At 50.0% G+C, this 14428-nt stretch carries 9 protein-coding genes; 1 reads left to right on the top strand and 8 read right to left on the bottom strand.

The features are described from left to right. Positions 1 to 113 precede the first annotated feature (113 nt). The 6 genes from Mal48_RS01970 to Mal48_RS01945 all read right to left on the bottom strand — a co-directional run bounded on the left by Mal48_RS01970 (position 114) and on the right by Mal48_RS01945 (position 10870). Positions 114 to 620, bottom strand: coding sequence for an FKBP-type peptidyl-prolyl cis-trans isomerase (locus Mal48_RS01970; RefSeq protein WP_145195599.1), 507 nt, complete (start codon positions 618 to 620; stop codon positions 114 to 116). Between the two features lie 54 nt (positions 621 to 674). Further along, positions 675 to 3737 carry an insulinase family protein gene (locus Mal48_RS01965; protein WP_231740001.1) on the bottom strand — a complete coding sequence of 1021 codons (3063 nt, stop codon included), beginning with the start codon at positions 3735 to 3737 and terminating at the stop codon, positions 675 to 677. 243 nt (positions 3738 to 3980) lie between these two features. Further along, positions 3981 to 4967, bottom strand: coding sequence for a hypothetical protein (locus Mal48_RS01960; protein ID WP_145195595.1), 987 nt, complete (start codon positions 4965 to 4967; stop codon positions 3981 to 3983). Continuing rightward, entirely contained in the window at positions 4964 to 7435 is a 2472-nt protein-coding gene (locus Mal48_RS01955) for a glutamine amidotransferase (protein ID WP_145195593.1), read from the bottom strand. Before Mal48_RS01955 ends, Mal48_RS01960 begins: the two co-directional genes overlap by 4 nt. A 149-nt stretch (positions 7436 to 7584) precedes the next feature. Further along, the gene (locus Mal48_RS01950) at positions 7585 to 8853 is read right to left on the bottom strand and encodes a CCA tRNA nucleotidyltransferase (RefSeq protein WP_145195591.1); all 1269 of its coding nucleotides are present in this window, start codon (positions 8851 to 8853) and stop codon (positions 7585 to 7587) included. Between the two features lie 334 nt (positions 8854 to 9187). Next, entirely contained in the window at positions 9188 to 10870 is a 1683-nt protein-coding gene (locus tag Mal48_RS01945; protein WP_145205610.1) for a Na/Pi cotransporter family protein, read from the bottom strand. A 358-nt stretch (positions 10871 to 11228) separates the two neighbouring features. Between Mal48_RS01945 and Mal48_RS01940 the strand changes: the two genes are divergently transcribed. Beyond that, positions 11229 to 12617: a LutB/LldF family L-lactate oxidation iron-sulfur protein gene (locus tag Mal48_RS01940; protein WP_145195589.1), complete on the top strand. Its 1389-nt coding sequence runs from the start codon at positions 11229 to 11231 to the stop codon at positions 12615 to 12617. A gap of 182 nt (positions 12618 to 12799) precedes the next feature. On the opposite strand, the gene Mal48_RS01935 is transcribed toward Mal48_RS01940, so the two are convergent. After that, the gene (locus Mal48_RS01935; protein WP_145195587.1) at positions 12800 to 13810 is read right to left on the bottom strand and encodes a rhomboid family protein; all 1011 of its coding nucleotides are present in this window, start codon (positions 13808 to 13810) and stop codon (positions 12800 to 12802) included. Positions 13811 to 13883: 73 nt separating this feature from the next. Then, positions 13884 to 14393 carry a hypothetical protein gene (locus tag Mal48_RS01930; protein WP_145195585.1) on the bottom strand — a complete coding sequence of 170 codons (510 nt, stop codon included), beginning with the start codon at positions 14391 to 14393 and terminating at the stop codon, positions 13884 to 13886. Between the last annotated feature and the right edge of the window lie 35 nt (positions 14394 to 14428).

Raw genomic sequence — 14428 nt, 5'->3', positions numbered from 1 at the left:
GGCTCTTATTTTTAGATCTGGTCCTGAAACCTGGTATTGCTCTCTCAAACGTTGAGACAAGCGGCTATTCCAGAGCTTTTCGGACTGGTTCTAGATCAGTTGATCGATGAGATTCAGCGAACTTTGAATAGTTCAACTTCGAAGTGTAAAGTTGCACCTCCGGGAATGATTGGGGGTTGCCCTTTTGCCCCGTAACCAAGTTCCGAAGGAATTTCGAGTTCGATCTTCCCACCCTCTTGAATCAGTTGCAAACCTTCCGTCCAACCCTGGATGACTCCGTTGAGCGGGAATGTTGCAGCTTTCTTTCCGTAAGAGCTATCAAATTCTTTTCCGTTATCGAGCCAACCACGATAGTGACAGGTGACAGTCGAATTCTTGTTGGGCTTACGACCTTTCCCCGTACGAATGACACGATACTTCAATCCGGAACTGGTTGTTCGGAAGTCCGCGTTCCCTTCGATTTTCACATTGGCGGTTTGCACAATCTCAGATGACTCGGCATTCTGAGCGGCGATTTGAGATGAATCTGCTTCCGTTGAGGACGCGCTGGTGAAATCATCAGGTCCAGCGATACAGCCGCAACAAAAAACAACGGACAAGAGTCCCCAACAGATTTTCATAGTTTTGCTCACTTCGTGCGAGAATTTTCGTGATCGTGAAAACGATTTAACGAATTATTTTACTTCGAGCAATTCCACTTCGAAATGGAGGGTCGCTCCACCGGGAATAACCGGCGGAAATCCCCGGTCGCCATAACCGAGATCGGAAGGAATTTCGAGTTCGATCTTCCCACCCTCTTTGATGAGCTGCAAACCTTCGGTCCAACCACGAATCACACCGTTGAGAGGGAATGTCGCAGGCTGTCCACGGTCGTAAGAACTGTCAAAGGTCTCGCCATTATCGAGCCAGCCTTTGTAATGGCAAACAACGGTATTTGCGGGAACTGGGGCTTTCCCATCCCCTTCTTTGATAATTTTGTACTTCAAACCAGAATTTGTTGCTTTGAACTCTGTCTCTTTTTCAGTCGTCATAGGTTCGTCTTTCTTCATTGCTTTATCGCTTTTTTCACGGTCGAAATCGCCCGCTGCGATAACGAGATAATGATTCAGGTCGAGGCGTTTCTTGACAGCAGCATTGACGTCATCGACAGTCAACTTCTGGATGGCTGCTTCCTGCTCCGAGTAATACTCCATGGTCCGCCCCAGATAGGCAGTATTTGTCAGCAGATTGACGAGTTGGTCATCGCTTGAACGATTGACGAGTTGTTTTTCCAGGTAGCCTTTTTTGGCGGTAGCCAATTCCTCGTCAGTGACTCCTTTATCAATCAGGAGTTCAAGTTCTTCGCGAATCGCGGTTTCAACTTTGGGCATGTTGTCCGGATTGGCAATCGCATACACCATTAGTGTCGTGCGAGGGTCCAGCGGAGAGGAACGCATGAAGGAACCAACGCCGTACGAAAGCCCTTCCTGTTGACGGACCCGGTCTCCTAAGCGAGACGAAAGTCCGCTACTTCCGAGCACATAATTCCCCATCATCAACCCAATGTAGTCCGGGTTCGATTCCTTCATCGGGAACACGGTCCCTGCCAGGTAGGTGGCGTTTTCTTTACCAGGCGTGAGGATCTTCTCTGTCTTCCCTTTGATGTCGACATCTCCCGAACGTGGATTGCGAGAGAACTCAATATCAGAGGTCCAGTCAGTCAGGATCGATTCAACAAGTGGCTGAATTTCCGAGATCTCAAAATCTCCGACGATGGCAACTTCACCGTTGGTTCCATTGAGATACTCATTGAAGAGTTTCGTAACGTCATCATGAGAGACGTTTTTCCAGCTCTCAATTTTCTCCTCGATGGTCTCCGCATATCGCACATCGTCTCGGGGATATTTTTCACTCGTCGCGACGACTAGTGCAGTTTGTGCAAGAGCCATCGGATCTGTGAGTTGCTGTTCGTATCCTGTGAGACGCTTGTTGCGAATCAGTTCCAGTTCATCGGGACTTAACGTCGGCTCCCGCAACACCTGTCGAAGCACATCCAGAACTTCTGGCAAGTATTCTTTGCGTGTTTGGATGTCAAAGCTGGCTAATCCAGCGGTACCAGATGCTGCCAGTTTGGCTTTTTTCTGATTCAGCAAATCCTGCAATTGCTGGCGGGACAGATCTTTGGTGCCGCGTGTCATCAACGTCGGGAGAAGATCACAGGCAGTCGAAAGCCCCTTGAGAGCCTCGCTGTTTCCATATCGCAAATTGACTTGAACAACGACTGATTCTCCACGAGTCTTCTTGGGCAGGAATGCCGCCTTGACTCCACTCGGCAAGGTGAGACGAGTCGTTCGCGATTCGATGTTTTCTGGTGAGACGTCAAATGCTTCACCCATCGCGACCGCTTCACGACCTTTGTAATCGCCAATCATTTCTGCAAGATCGGGCGTCTCAGGAATGGTGACACGATCAGGCTCTTTTGTGGGAATGAATAATCCTGCAGTCCGGTTACTCTGCCGAACGTACTTCTTCGCGGCTCGGTCCACATCTTCAGGGGTGACAGCTTCTAAACGATCCCGGTACATAAACATCAATCGCCAGTCGCCTTGTGCAGCCCACTCGCTGAGCTGAACTGCAAGCTTACTACTGTCTGCGAATGACATCTCCCAGGTCTTCATCCAATACGTTTTCGCCCGTTCGACCTCTTCCTCAGTCACTCCATCTTCGCCAGCGGTTTCAACAATTTCGAGCATCTTGGAAAGGACATCGCGTGGATCGACTCCGGGAGATGCTTCCGCCATGAAGCGAAGCATGCCTGGATCGTGCAACGAGTAGGCGGCTCCGGAAACACTGGCTGCCAGTTTCGATTCAACAAGCCCCTTATACAACCGCCCCGACGGAGATGCCGTCATGATGTGCTCGAAAACATCGATGGCAACATAGTCTGGATGAGCTCCTGCACTAATATGGTATAACGCAGCGGCAAGCCCGACATCACCGACACGTCGCAGGGTCACCATTCGTTCGCCGTCTTGAGCAGGTTCTTCAGTGTAAGTCCCTTCCAATACACGATCCGGACGTGGAATCCCACCAAAGTGTGCGTTGATTTCAGCCAGGGCAAATTCAGGATCGAACGCTCCTGCTACGATGACCATGACATTATCGGGTTGATAATACTTCTTGTAAAAACGACGCAATGATTCGACGGGAACTCGTTCGATATCGGCACGGTTTCCGATGGTCGATTGACCGTAGTTGTGCCACTCATAAGCGGCCGATGTGACACGTTGACCAAGAATACGCGAAGGCGAGTTTTCGCCCCGTTCGAATTCGCTTCGAACGACACTCATCTCCGATTCGAGATCTTCCCCTTTTACGTAACTGTTGATGAGGCGGTCCGCTTCCAGTTTCAGCGCCATGCTGAGGTTCTCAGGACTTGCAGGCAACGTTTCGTAATAGTTCGTCCGGTCCAGCCAAGTGGTTCCGTTGAAGCTGGCTCCACTCTCCTGAAGGAGTTTCGGAATATTGGGATGAGTCGGCGTTCCTTTGAACAGCATGTGTTCCAGCAAGTGAGCCATCCCTGCTTCGCCGTACCCTTCATGTCGTGAACCAACAAAGACAGTCATGTTGACTGTCACTTGCGGTTTTGATGGGTCCGGAAACAGAAGAACGCGGACTCCGTTTTCGAGTTGATACTCTGTGATCCCTTCGACAGAGGTCACCTCTTCAGCGGCAATTGCTTGTGACGCTCCCGTCATATTCAACACTATCCCTGCGGCAAAAAGAAAGAATCCATATCGGAACATTTTCGTATTCCCCACTCCATGATTGGCTAGCACAAGTCAAGCAATGCGCAGCCGTGTTCTTGTAATCCGTTTCAAAACCATGCGTCAGATACTAACAGCGATCCCGTGGATTGAAAACTCTTGAGGATTGGAGAAATTGCAGAACGTTCCTTCCCAAATGCCCTGAAAGACAGCATCAATCACGCTTCTGGAAGCTCAACTTTCATCCGAATTCACTTGATCATCTAGCAGGAGAATCTCAGCCAATTGAAGAAAGAGAGTTTCAAGCTGGCGGTAGTAGTCGGCTTCATCAAGGCTATTTTTCTCGAGACGCAGCAACTCGATTTTACGTTCGAGTTCATTTCGTTGAGCAATTTGCTCCGGGGAAAGACTTTGTTCCGCATCATTGGGAATGAGGTGAAGCTGATGGGCCCGAAAGCCATCCAACAAAATTCCATCCTCTTCCGGTTTGGCGATAGCCCGAACACCTTGAAAAGCAGTAGCACGCGTCCCTTTGCCATCGCCGTTATCATCGAGTAAAGCATTTTCAGTAGGGATTCGCCCATCCGATTCATAGAACTCCAATGTCTTACGTGAAGCGCTGAGAAACGCTTCGAGCAAAGAAGTCTGCTTGTCCTTATCAAGGTCGGAAGCGGTCTCGCCGATCGCTTGAGAAATATATTCACCGAATCGTGAAAAGTTCACTTGCTCGCCGCTGCGGGTGGAGGTCAGGATGATGCGATTCTCCTGTGACAACGCATCAAGAAACGGAGCACTCGAGGAAGAGCAATTGATAATCACAGTTGTGCGCGTGACGTTCGCCAGCATTCTGTCCAACTCTTTAGCTGACAGGTCCTCACCCGCCAGATTGAACTTGGCCTCCCGACCATTAAACGTCCCGTGTCCGATCATCACGACCCACAGTGGGAGAGTTGTTTCGTCCTCGAAAGTCTCCAAGATTTTCGAAACCGCAACCTTCTGCTTTTCTTCCAGATCAGGAGAGCTGACGACAATTCGAAACCGTCCTCGTTCGGCGGCGGACTGCCAACGCTGAGACCAGGTAGAAAACAGCTTGCCGTACTCCTCTTCACCGGGAGACCCTTGAATGATCAACAGGTCACCCCGTAGAGGTTCATCAGATGCAGCAACAATCGAACACGCAAAAAGAGTCGTCGAGACAAACGTCCAAACAATAGAATTCATGGCATCCCTCGCCATCGTCGGAGTCCCCACTCGGCAGCGAAACAGGCAAGTGCAAGCAGTAAGATCAACGGAGAATGCCAAAGCGGTGTCGTCTTGATTTCCTGAACCGGCATCTCTTTTTGTGGAAGTTCTCGAACAAAACCTGACAAGTCCGCAAACGAAACGACCTCTCCTTGTGAGCGATCCGCTAATGATTCGAGAACGTCATAATTTATCTCGATCTGGCGAAACTCTTTTTCGTCAGGTTGACTTGTCCAGCCAACTTTCATCCGGGAAGTCAATTCGGTTTCATCTTTGACATGCACGTCCGCGAGATAAGCACCTGTGTCGCGAGGAATATAAGTCGCCTCGAACAGCCCCGGCTCAGAGAGACTCGGCTCTGCATCGAGTTGAATGGCATCTCCAAATGGCGGTTGAACAGAGATCGAAACGACCGCGTTTTCTTTTGGTTGATACTCTTCATTCCGCAGACGAACATTCAACTTCACCCCCGGCACGGATCCAATTTCCGTCCATTCCAACTCTGTTTCAAGTTGCCCGGGGACTTCCGCGACGAGCCAGCGAATAATTTGCCGCCAGCTCTGTGCAAGGTCATCTTTCTCGTCTTCTTGTCGCTGAATCGACCAGCGCCATAAATCACCAATCAGAACTGCCACCGAGCGTCCTTGCCCATATTGGTGTGCAACCACAGACGGGAATCGCTCCCCCTGTTCATCTTGCACCTCAGCGAACACGCGAGCCCCCGGCTTTGTTTCACGTGCCGAGTTGAGTATCTGAAGCTTGGGAACTTCTTCTAATCTTGTTTTTTCCTCGTTCTCTGTGGGCCGAACTCTCATCCAGGGTTCCAGCCAACCTTCTCTCGTCAGATCCCACTTGAGTTCTCCGTGCGGTGCTCTCCCTGCTCGATCCAGATAGATCGGGGCGACATCCCGAAGCGGAGTTTTGTGCCATTGACCATGTCGATACGAGTCTCGCCCGCCGAGCATCATCAGCCCACCCCCTCGTTCAGAGACAAACCTTTCCAGTAAAGCTTGCTGATCAGGAGTGAAGAACGCCGCTTCGATATCGTCCAAAATGACGGCATCGTATTTGTAAAGTTCTTCTTTCGCTTTGGGGAAACCGTCACTCAGTTCAGAGTTATCGAGAGTGTTCAAGCGGATGATCACAGCCTCATCATACGATTCTGTCTCTTCATCTGCTTCACGATCCTGCCCGCGAAATAATGAATTGCCTGTCTCTCCCACGCGTCCTCGAAAGTCAAATTTTGCCTCTTTCCGAGCAATGCGAATTAAACTAACAAGCTTCACTTCCCGATCTTCAGCGACAGCTCGATTGAAGAACTTGTACTCCCAGTTCGGCCGACCACCTACATAAAGAATACGTTTTTTGAATTCGCCACGGTCCACAGTGAGGAGCCGTTCGTTGTTCGCTAAAGTCGCTTCGGAACTCTTTTCGGGATGTTCAAAAACATCATGTTCATGGTCTGGCTGAACTCGCAATCGGTAAAAGGCAACTCCCTTGTGCGTCGGCTTCAATTTAAAACGAACGATTGCAGGCTTGCCAACTGGTACAAGGATCGCCTTCTCATACTGAGGTAATTCCCGATTTCCAGCATCAATCTCAAGATCAGAATTCGAAGAGCCCTCTATAGACGCCGCCTCTTCAGTCTCCATATTTTCAGAGGCTGTATTTTCTTGCGTCGCTTCCTGACCGAGTGTGACAAGCACCTTCAACTCTTCTTGAGCAGTCGACGAAACCGTCGCTGCCACTTCCAGAGGAGCATCCTCGAAAGGACTTTCCGAAACAGAGACCTGATCAATCGCGACGTCAAAAACGTTGTTCGCTTTTTCGTTTCGCTTCAGTGGATAAACAGGAACTTCGAGATCAACTTCGCGTAATCGTTCGAGATCGCTGGCGTTCCCGTCAGTCAGTAACACAATTCCAGAGAGAGGTTGATTTCGAAAACGTTGCTGGATTGATTCAATTGCGGCAGCAAGTTGGCTTCGGCGACCACGAAAATCAAGCGATGAAAAGTTCTCGAACTGATTGACCCTTTCATCGAACGAATATTTGCGTAGATCAAAATCCTGGGTGAGCCGCGTCAGCCATTCGTCGTCATCTTTATTGAGCACTTCCGCAAACTGATCGGAGCGAGAGACTCCCGATTCGTCGAGAATCTGCATACTGGAACTGTTGTCTGCCAGCAGGACAATAATATTCTCGCCCGGTCGAAACTGGCTGCGAACAAGAGTCGGGTTGAGCAAGCAGAGTGCGAGCAGTCCAATACCGCATGCTTTGAGTAAAATCAAAACGGCCTTCAGCCCCAGTGATTGCTTCGCCGTCGAGTAACTGAGAACCAACAATCCAAGGCTGGCAATCAAGACAGTCACGACAGGCAAGAGCCATTGCTGGCTGCCAATTTCAATGGCTCCAAGAATTGAACCGTTGCTGACCAAACAGAACTCCATAAGAAGTTGTGAACGACAATACCGCCGCGCGAGCACAACTACGATACGACTCTGCTCGGACAACAGCAAGCGGGCACGCCATCAAACTGGTTCGCTTCGAGCTTCACACAACTCGAAATGAGTACAAGTCGTCTGTTTTCAACGAGCTCTCAGTCCTTGCTGAGCTTCCGAACCAGCTCAATCGCCTGCTCTTTCGTCTCAATCTGTTCGTTGAGTTGCGCATCACGGACAGCTCCCAGCAAATGCTTAAACTGTTCTCCCGGTCGAAAGCCAAGCTCGATGAGTTCTCGGCCATTGAGAAGGTCCGGAGGCGCAAGTTTTCCGACCGGAACTTCATTGCGAAACCTCTCGACCATTTCGAAGGAAGCATCTGATCTCTTCTCGACACTCGCTGCTGTTCTCTCCATGATGAACAGGTCATCGAAGCGCTCAGAGACAACGAGACGTTTTTTCTCAGCCAATGTGAAGTCAGCAAATTGATCAAAGATGCCACGCTTCCGCACCAGCCACTCGATCGTTTCCACTTCCTGATTCGAAAGTTTCAACCGCTTTAACACCGCACGAACAGTTCCAGACTCCGACTTCTGCCGAGGGTGCCTTTGTGGAGCAGGAACGTCTCGAAGCAAAGCTGCCATGGCGACTTCAAAGGAGTTCGTTGGCAGCTGATGCAAGAACTCAATCCGTTGTTGCCAACGTTCGAGAGAATACTCAATTGTTTTCTCAACAACCTCTGGGAGAAACACCGGCAAGAGATCCAGCTGTTCACAGAGTGACATCGCCAGCCCACGATTTTCGTGAGTCAGCATCTTCTTCAGCTCTTGAGCAATTCGCTCGGCGCTCACGACCACCAGTTGATGCGCCATCCCACGAACGGCATCCGCAGTGGTCGGATCGAGGTCGAAGTTCAACGCAGCTGTGAATCGGACCGCTCGCAGCAGGCGAAGCTTGTCCTCTTCCATTCTATCATGTGGATCGCCAATCGCCCGAACCACTCGCTTTCTGAGATCCTCTTGCCCTTGGACAAAGTCATGAACCGTCTCGCTGATCGGATCATAGAACATCCCGTTGATTGTAAAGTCACGTCGTTGCGCATCTTCTTCAGGCGTACAAAAGGCGACACTCTCCGGTCGGCGGCCATCGAGATATTCCCCCTCACTGCGAAACGTTGCAACTTCGACCTGCCCGGCAGATTTTGGCCCGAGCACAATCATGACTCCGAAACTTTCACCAACGGGGATTGAGCGCTGATGCCCAAAGATTTCACGAACCGTTTGTGGATCTGCATCGGTGGCTACATCAAAATCATGCGGTTCTTTGCCAAGCAGCAAATCACGCACGCAGCCTCCCGCCCAATACGCAAGATATCCTGCGTCAGTGAGTTGTTGAATGACGTCGATAGAAAATTCGCGTGGCGTCAACGTGATTCCAGGGTTATCAGTTTCACGAACTTCTCTTTAGCAGCAGTGAAGGAGTTCCTTAAAACTTCCCTCAGGAGATTGATTCGCTTTTGAACTTTTGCGGAACAGGGAATCCCACTAAGTATACTCGATACCATCAAGTTCAAAAAGGTGACGAATCGGCTGTCACAAATCCTAGAGCAGTTAAAAAAATGTACACGAATTGTGTCGTGGAACTGACTAATTCACCACATGAGAAACTCTCAGTGTACCGTCCAGCGGGAAGTACTGAATGTTTAGTGATTGAGTCTTTACTGAGTGGTGTAGTTATTGAGTGCTTGTTGTGATGGCTCTTTTATTTCTCGCCAGAGACGACTTCAGCGATGTTATGAGCATGGTCCCGCACACGTGAGTACGCATTCAACGATGCCAGAAATGCGACATTTACTAACGGGGCTATCGTCCCGTTGGACAAGTCTTGCAGATGTTTTCTGCGGAGCTGTTTCACATCACTGCGAATTCGCTGTGACATAGCTTGGGTTTTGATCAAGACATTTCGATTCTTTAACTCAAGCGCTTCGTTAATTTCATTGATATAATCTGCAATTTTCCGATTCAAATCTCGGAGACCCTCTCGCTGTTCTTCCGTGAAGCGATACCCATCACGACGGAGCTTCCGATCGAATTTATCCAGATTGGCAATGTAGTCGCTCACCGATTCGTATTCATCAGCCAGACGCAACTGTTGTCGAGCTTCCTCGGCAACTGCAAATTGAACATTCTCTGCAAGTAAGTTTGTAATAAACTCTGAAACTTCATCCTGAATGGAGTCCAAGACACGTTCGCGATGTTTCAAACGGTCAGCCAGCGCCTTATCAGGGTCGTCTTGCTGCATCAGTTCGAGTAGCCAGTCCATCATTTTTGAACAGCCATCGCTCATGCGTTCGATCTCTTTTCGTGACTGACTAATCGCGAGAGCCGGAGTTTCCAGGATACGGAGATCCAGATCTGTGAGACGCGCCTTCTCCTTGAACTCTTTGTCAGGCACCAACTTTTCAAGTACCTGCACGAAATATGGCAAGAACGGGAGAAACATCAGCGTGTTGACAATATTGAAAACACTATGCGTGGCAGCAATTGCAGCCGTGGTTCGCGGAAATGTTTCCAAGCCTTTTACGACGACAGCCTCGCTCACGTTCCCTCCGAACATCCACTGAATCAGTCCAATGTACCAGTGAAAAATCAGGGTGATCCAAAAGACCCCGACGAGGTTAAAGACAACATGAAAATAGGCAGCCCGACGAGCATTAGTTGTGGCTCCCAACGATGCCAGAAACGCAGTGATTGTAGTCCCGATGTTCTCACCCAAAACGAGCGCGGCTGCAGTTTCGAACGAAATGACTCCCTGACTCGCCAGGGAAATCGTAATCCCCAATGTCGCAGAAGAAGATTGAACCAGTGTTGTGAGAACACATCCAACAAGAGCACACTTCAAGACACCAAAATAACTGTCCGCTTGAAAGCGTTGGAACCATGCCTCAAAGTCGGGAAGATCTTTGATGATCCCGCATGCATCCTTCATGATTTCCAGGCCGAAGAAGACCATCCCTGCTCCCATCAAGGACATCGCTAAGAAACGCCAGCGATCCCTTTTTGAGAAAAGGTAAACGAACGCAGAGACCCCCAGAAGCGGCAGGCCGTACTTCCCGATCTTCAAGACAAGAATCCAGCCCGTAATCGTTGTCCCGATATTGGCCCCCATGATCACGCCGAGAGCCTGCGATAACCCCATCACGCCACTGTTGACGAAGCCAATAACCATGACAGTCGTAATCGAACTGGACTGAACGACGACTGTAACGATCACACCGACAACCGTCGCCAACAGACGACGTGTCGTAACCAGGTTGATCAAGCTTCGCAGACTTTTCCCCGCTACTGCCTGCATCCCCTCGGACATGTTTTTCATGCCGAGAAGGAAAATTCCCAATCCACCAACAAGTTCGCAAACCAGTGTGACAAGTGTTGAGAGTTCCAAATTGCACCATTTCAGGCTAAAAAAATTAAGGACTTGCTCAGAGGCGCGCATTCTAGGGACTCGCCAGTCTGAATCAACAGGCTTAATCTACCCCATTTATTAACAGAATTTTAATAAAACCAAGACTTTCTCCTCGCCCAGGATCTCAGCCTCGCCTTTTCCCCTGAGCCCAAAATGCTCTCCCGAATTCGAATTTGTCAGAAAAGACAACCGGATTCTCAAGAGTGACAAGACATCTGAACCTCATTCATCTCCCTGCAACCTTGAATACAACTCAACTCTATGTGACTATTCATAAAGAGTTGAGAAAAATTCACCCAGATTGCAGCCTCGCTGTTTGAGAAGACGAAAACAAGATATGGCATCAGCAACATCACATCCGAAGCAGGCCGCCACTTTTGTCAAAGATCTGGACCGTGCCCACTGGCACGATCGAGCACTCTGGTTTGTACGGGCCAAACGCGATAAAGCAGCTACGGCCATTCCCGAATGGGAAGAACTCCGAGAACGCGCTTCGCAAATTAAAATGTACACGATGACACATCTGGGCGAGATGCTGACCCAGTTTGAAGAACAGGCCCAGGCCCGGGGAATCCAGGTCCACTGGGCAAAAGATGCCGCAGAACACAATCAGATCGTCCTCGATCTCTTGCAGAAGAACGATGTCAAGAAAGTCGTCAAAAGCAAGTCAATGCTCACCGAAGAGTGTCACCTCAACCCATATCTGGAACGTCACGATATCGAAGTTGTTGACACCGATCTTGGAGAGTGGATCGTCCAACTTCGAGAAGAGCCACCCAGCCATATCGTCATGCCCGCGATCCATACCAAGCGGGAAGAGATTGGCGAATTGTTTCACGAAAAAATCGGCACTAAGAAAGGGGCGACAGATCCGCAGTACCTGACCGAAGCTGCACGACAGGAGTTGCGACAGAAGTTTCTCTCCGCAGAGGCGGGGATTACTGGCGTCAATTTTGCAATTGCCGAATCAGGCGGAATCGTTGTCTGCACGAACGAAGGCAACGCCGACTTGGGAACGTCACTTCCGAAGTTGCATATCGCTTGCATGGGGATCGAGAAAATCATTCCCCGAGTCAAAGACCTCGGAGTCTTCCTGAGATTGCTCGCCCGCTCTGCAACCGGTCAGCCGATCACCACCTACTCCACTCACTTCCACGGGCCACGCGATAAAGACTGCCAGATGCACATCGTCCTCGTCGACAATGGTCGCAGCGAACTCCTTGCCAGTGACGACTTCCGCCGCTCACTCAATTGCATTCGCTGTGGAGCGTGTATGAACACTTGCCCCGTCTACCGTCGCAGTGGAGGCCACAGTTACAACAACACCGTTCCCGGCCCAATTGGCTCAATCCTCGGCCCAGCCAGCGACCCGGCAAAGCATTCAACACTCCCGTATGCCTGTTCGCTGTGCGGCTCTTGTTCAGATGTTTGCCCCGTCAAAATCAACATCCATGAACAGCTCTATACTTGGCGCAGCAAGATTGTTCTCAAAGGACTTCTGCCGACTTCAAAACGACTCAGCATGAAGTTCGCATCAGCCGTTCTACTACGTCCCTGGCTGTACCAGTTTGCTGGAAAGATGGCGAGATTCTGGCTGCCGAAGCTTCCTCGTTTCCTGACCTATAACAAACTGAACAAATGGGGCTGGCAAAGAGAACTCCCTGATGCCCCCAAGAAAAGTTTTCGAGAGATGTATCGCCAGCGCCAGAAACCCCAAGGCAAATGATGGGTGAAGAAACCTCGAAAGAAGTCGCGAATCCGCAACACAGACACGACAAGCATTGAAAAAATCTAGAGCAGTTTAGTCTACCGCAGATCTAATATTCGTCGAAACAGTTCTGTCTCGTGGCACCAGCGCATAGATTTGTGAAAACGTACTTCGCGGACAAGAGAAGCATTGGGAATGCTCTAGCGATATTTGCGGCTGGATTCGTTGAGAAAGTCCCGCTCTTCCGAAGTCAGACTCGCTTCGCCAGAACGGCTGATCTTCTCTAGAAGCTCATCAACTCGCTGCGCAACATGAGCGGGGATTGGTTGAGGCTCCTTCGGGACTACAATTTCCGCAGAGGAAACAGGCCGATGTATTTTCAGTTTCGGTTTCCGTTTGAAGCTCAGTATCTTTTTCAACGAGAACCCTTTGGGAACATAAGAGCTGAACGTCCACTTCTGTCGGAAGTATAGAAAACCGAAGAGCATCCCACCGATGTGAGCTGAGTGAGCGATATTATCTGTTCGTCCCCCTCCGCCAAGTTGAATCAACATTGGAAACAGGTCCAGCCCAGCCGAGATCAGCACTAGCAGCATCGCCGGCACCGGAATGATTCCATAAATATACCAGCGATGGTGTGGCCAGTTCATCGCATACAGCACCAATATCGCCGAGACAGCACCGGACGCCCCAACCGCAGCGACGGCTTCACGATTGATGGCTCCCCAGACAATATAGAAGACCGCCGAAAAGACACCGGCAATCAAATAGAACCAGAGAAACTCTCGGTGACCGTATTTATCTGCAACAGGTTTGCCAGCCAGATACAACAGCCACATATTAAAAAAGATATGCCAGATACTCTCGGTCGAATGCAGAAAGTCGTAAGTCGTCAGCCGCCAGATTTGACCTTGAAAAACTTTCGTAGAGTCCAGCGTAAACCATTGGTTGAGCAACGGCTCTTCAGGGAGTCGACCGGCAGCTTTCACTTCCAGATAGGCCTCTTGAATCTGCTCCTGCGAGGCACCATTTGTATTGTAGTACCTCGGGAAGTCCGAGACGCTGATCGGCGCTTGAAGCAGGTTCTGCGCGATGAACACAAGCACGTTGACGATCACCAACGTTTTGACAATGTTCTGCATCGCAGGACTTCCCCCACGATAGTGGCTGGAAGTGCCGTCTCGCATATATTCGCGATTTTCGATGCCCATAGAAGCAGAAGTCAGCTAAAAATTAAAAATAAGAGCGTGCCAGCATCCAGCGCGGCACATGTTCAGCAAACAATCATAGCTCACTATTCAGCGGAGACCAATGGACGATTTCATCCAGCAGACAACGGAACTCTTCGTGCTGCCGGATTCCCGCCAGTAGCGAGTAAAACGGTGTCTGGCGGTTGCGGAGTTCCGTTTGAAGCATCGGCAGAATCGCATTTTGAAAATACGCCTGCTGACGTTTCTTCATCCAATACAAGGCTCCATAGAGCACCGGGATCGAACAGCCGGGAATCAAATACCAGCGATCCCACCCAACTCCGAGCAGTCCATGAACCACAATCGCCAACCAAACCAGAGCAATGCCCGCTACCCAAAGCGGCATAGTCCCGACTGAGTTCAATCGCTCATTGGCCTGAACGAGCATTCCATAGAGTTGCGAGTCGTGAATCCCCTCTCGAAGGTCATCTTGGCTCCAGGGTTTGCAAATAAGCTCACCCGATTCGCGCACAACCAGAACCGCCTCCCCCTCTTCAGGGAGATAGTCAGAGAGATATTCAAGCTCCTCGTAAGGACTGAACAAAGAAACACTCTCCTCGTCAAGATGGATGGATAAAA

The sequence above is a fragment of the Thalassoglobus polymorphus genome (assembly GCF_007744255.1).
Classification (GTDB): domain Bacteria; phylum Planctomycetota; class Planctomycetia; order Planctomycetales; family Planctomycetaceae; genus Thalassoglobus; species Thalassoglobus polymorphus.
Note: the sequence above shows the minus strand (reverse complement) of the source record. Positions and strands in the feature narration are given on the sequence as shown.

Bases quoted from the DNA above. Each gene is read 5' to 3' on its own strand.
- Mal48_RS01970 (WP_145195599.1), bottom strand. From the start codon at position 620: ATGAAAATCTGTTGGGGACTCTTGTCCGTTGTTTTTTGTTGCGGCTGT.
- Mal48_RS01965 (WP_231740001.1), bottom strand. From the start codon at position 3,737: ATGACGGGAGCGTCACAAGCAATTGCCGCTGAAGAGGTGACCTCTGTC.
- Mal48_RS01960 (WP_145195595.1), bottom strand. From the start codon at position 4,967: ATGAATTCTATTGTTTGGACGTTTGTCTCGACGACTCTTTTTGCGTGT.
- Mal48_RS01955 (WP_145195593.1), bottom strand. From the start codon at position 7,435: ATGGAGTTCTGTTTGGTCAGCAACGGTTCAATTCTTGGAGCCATTGAA.
- Mal48_RS01940 (WP_145195589.1), top strand. From the start codon at position 11,229: ATGGCATCAGCAACATCACATCCGAAGCAGGCCGCCACTTTTGTCAAA.
- Mal48_RS01935 (WP_145195587.1), bottom strand. From the start codon at position 13,810: ATGGGCATCGAAAATCGCGAATATATGCGAGACGGCACTTCCAGCCAC.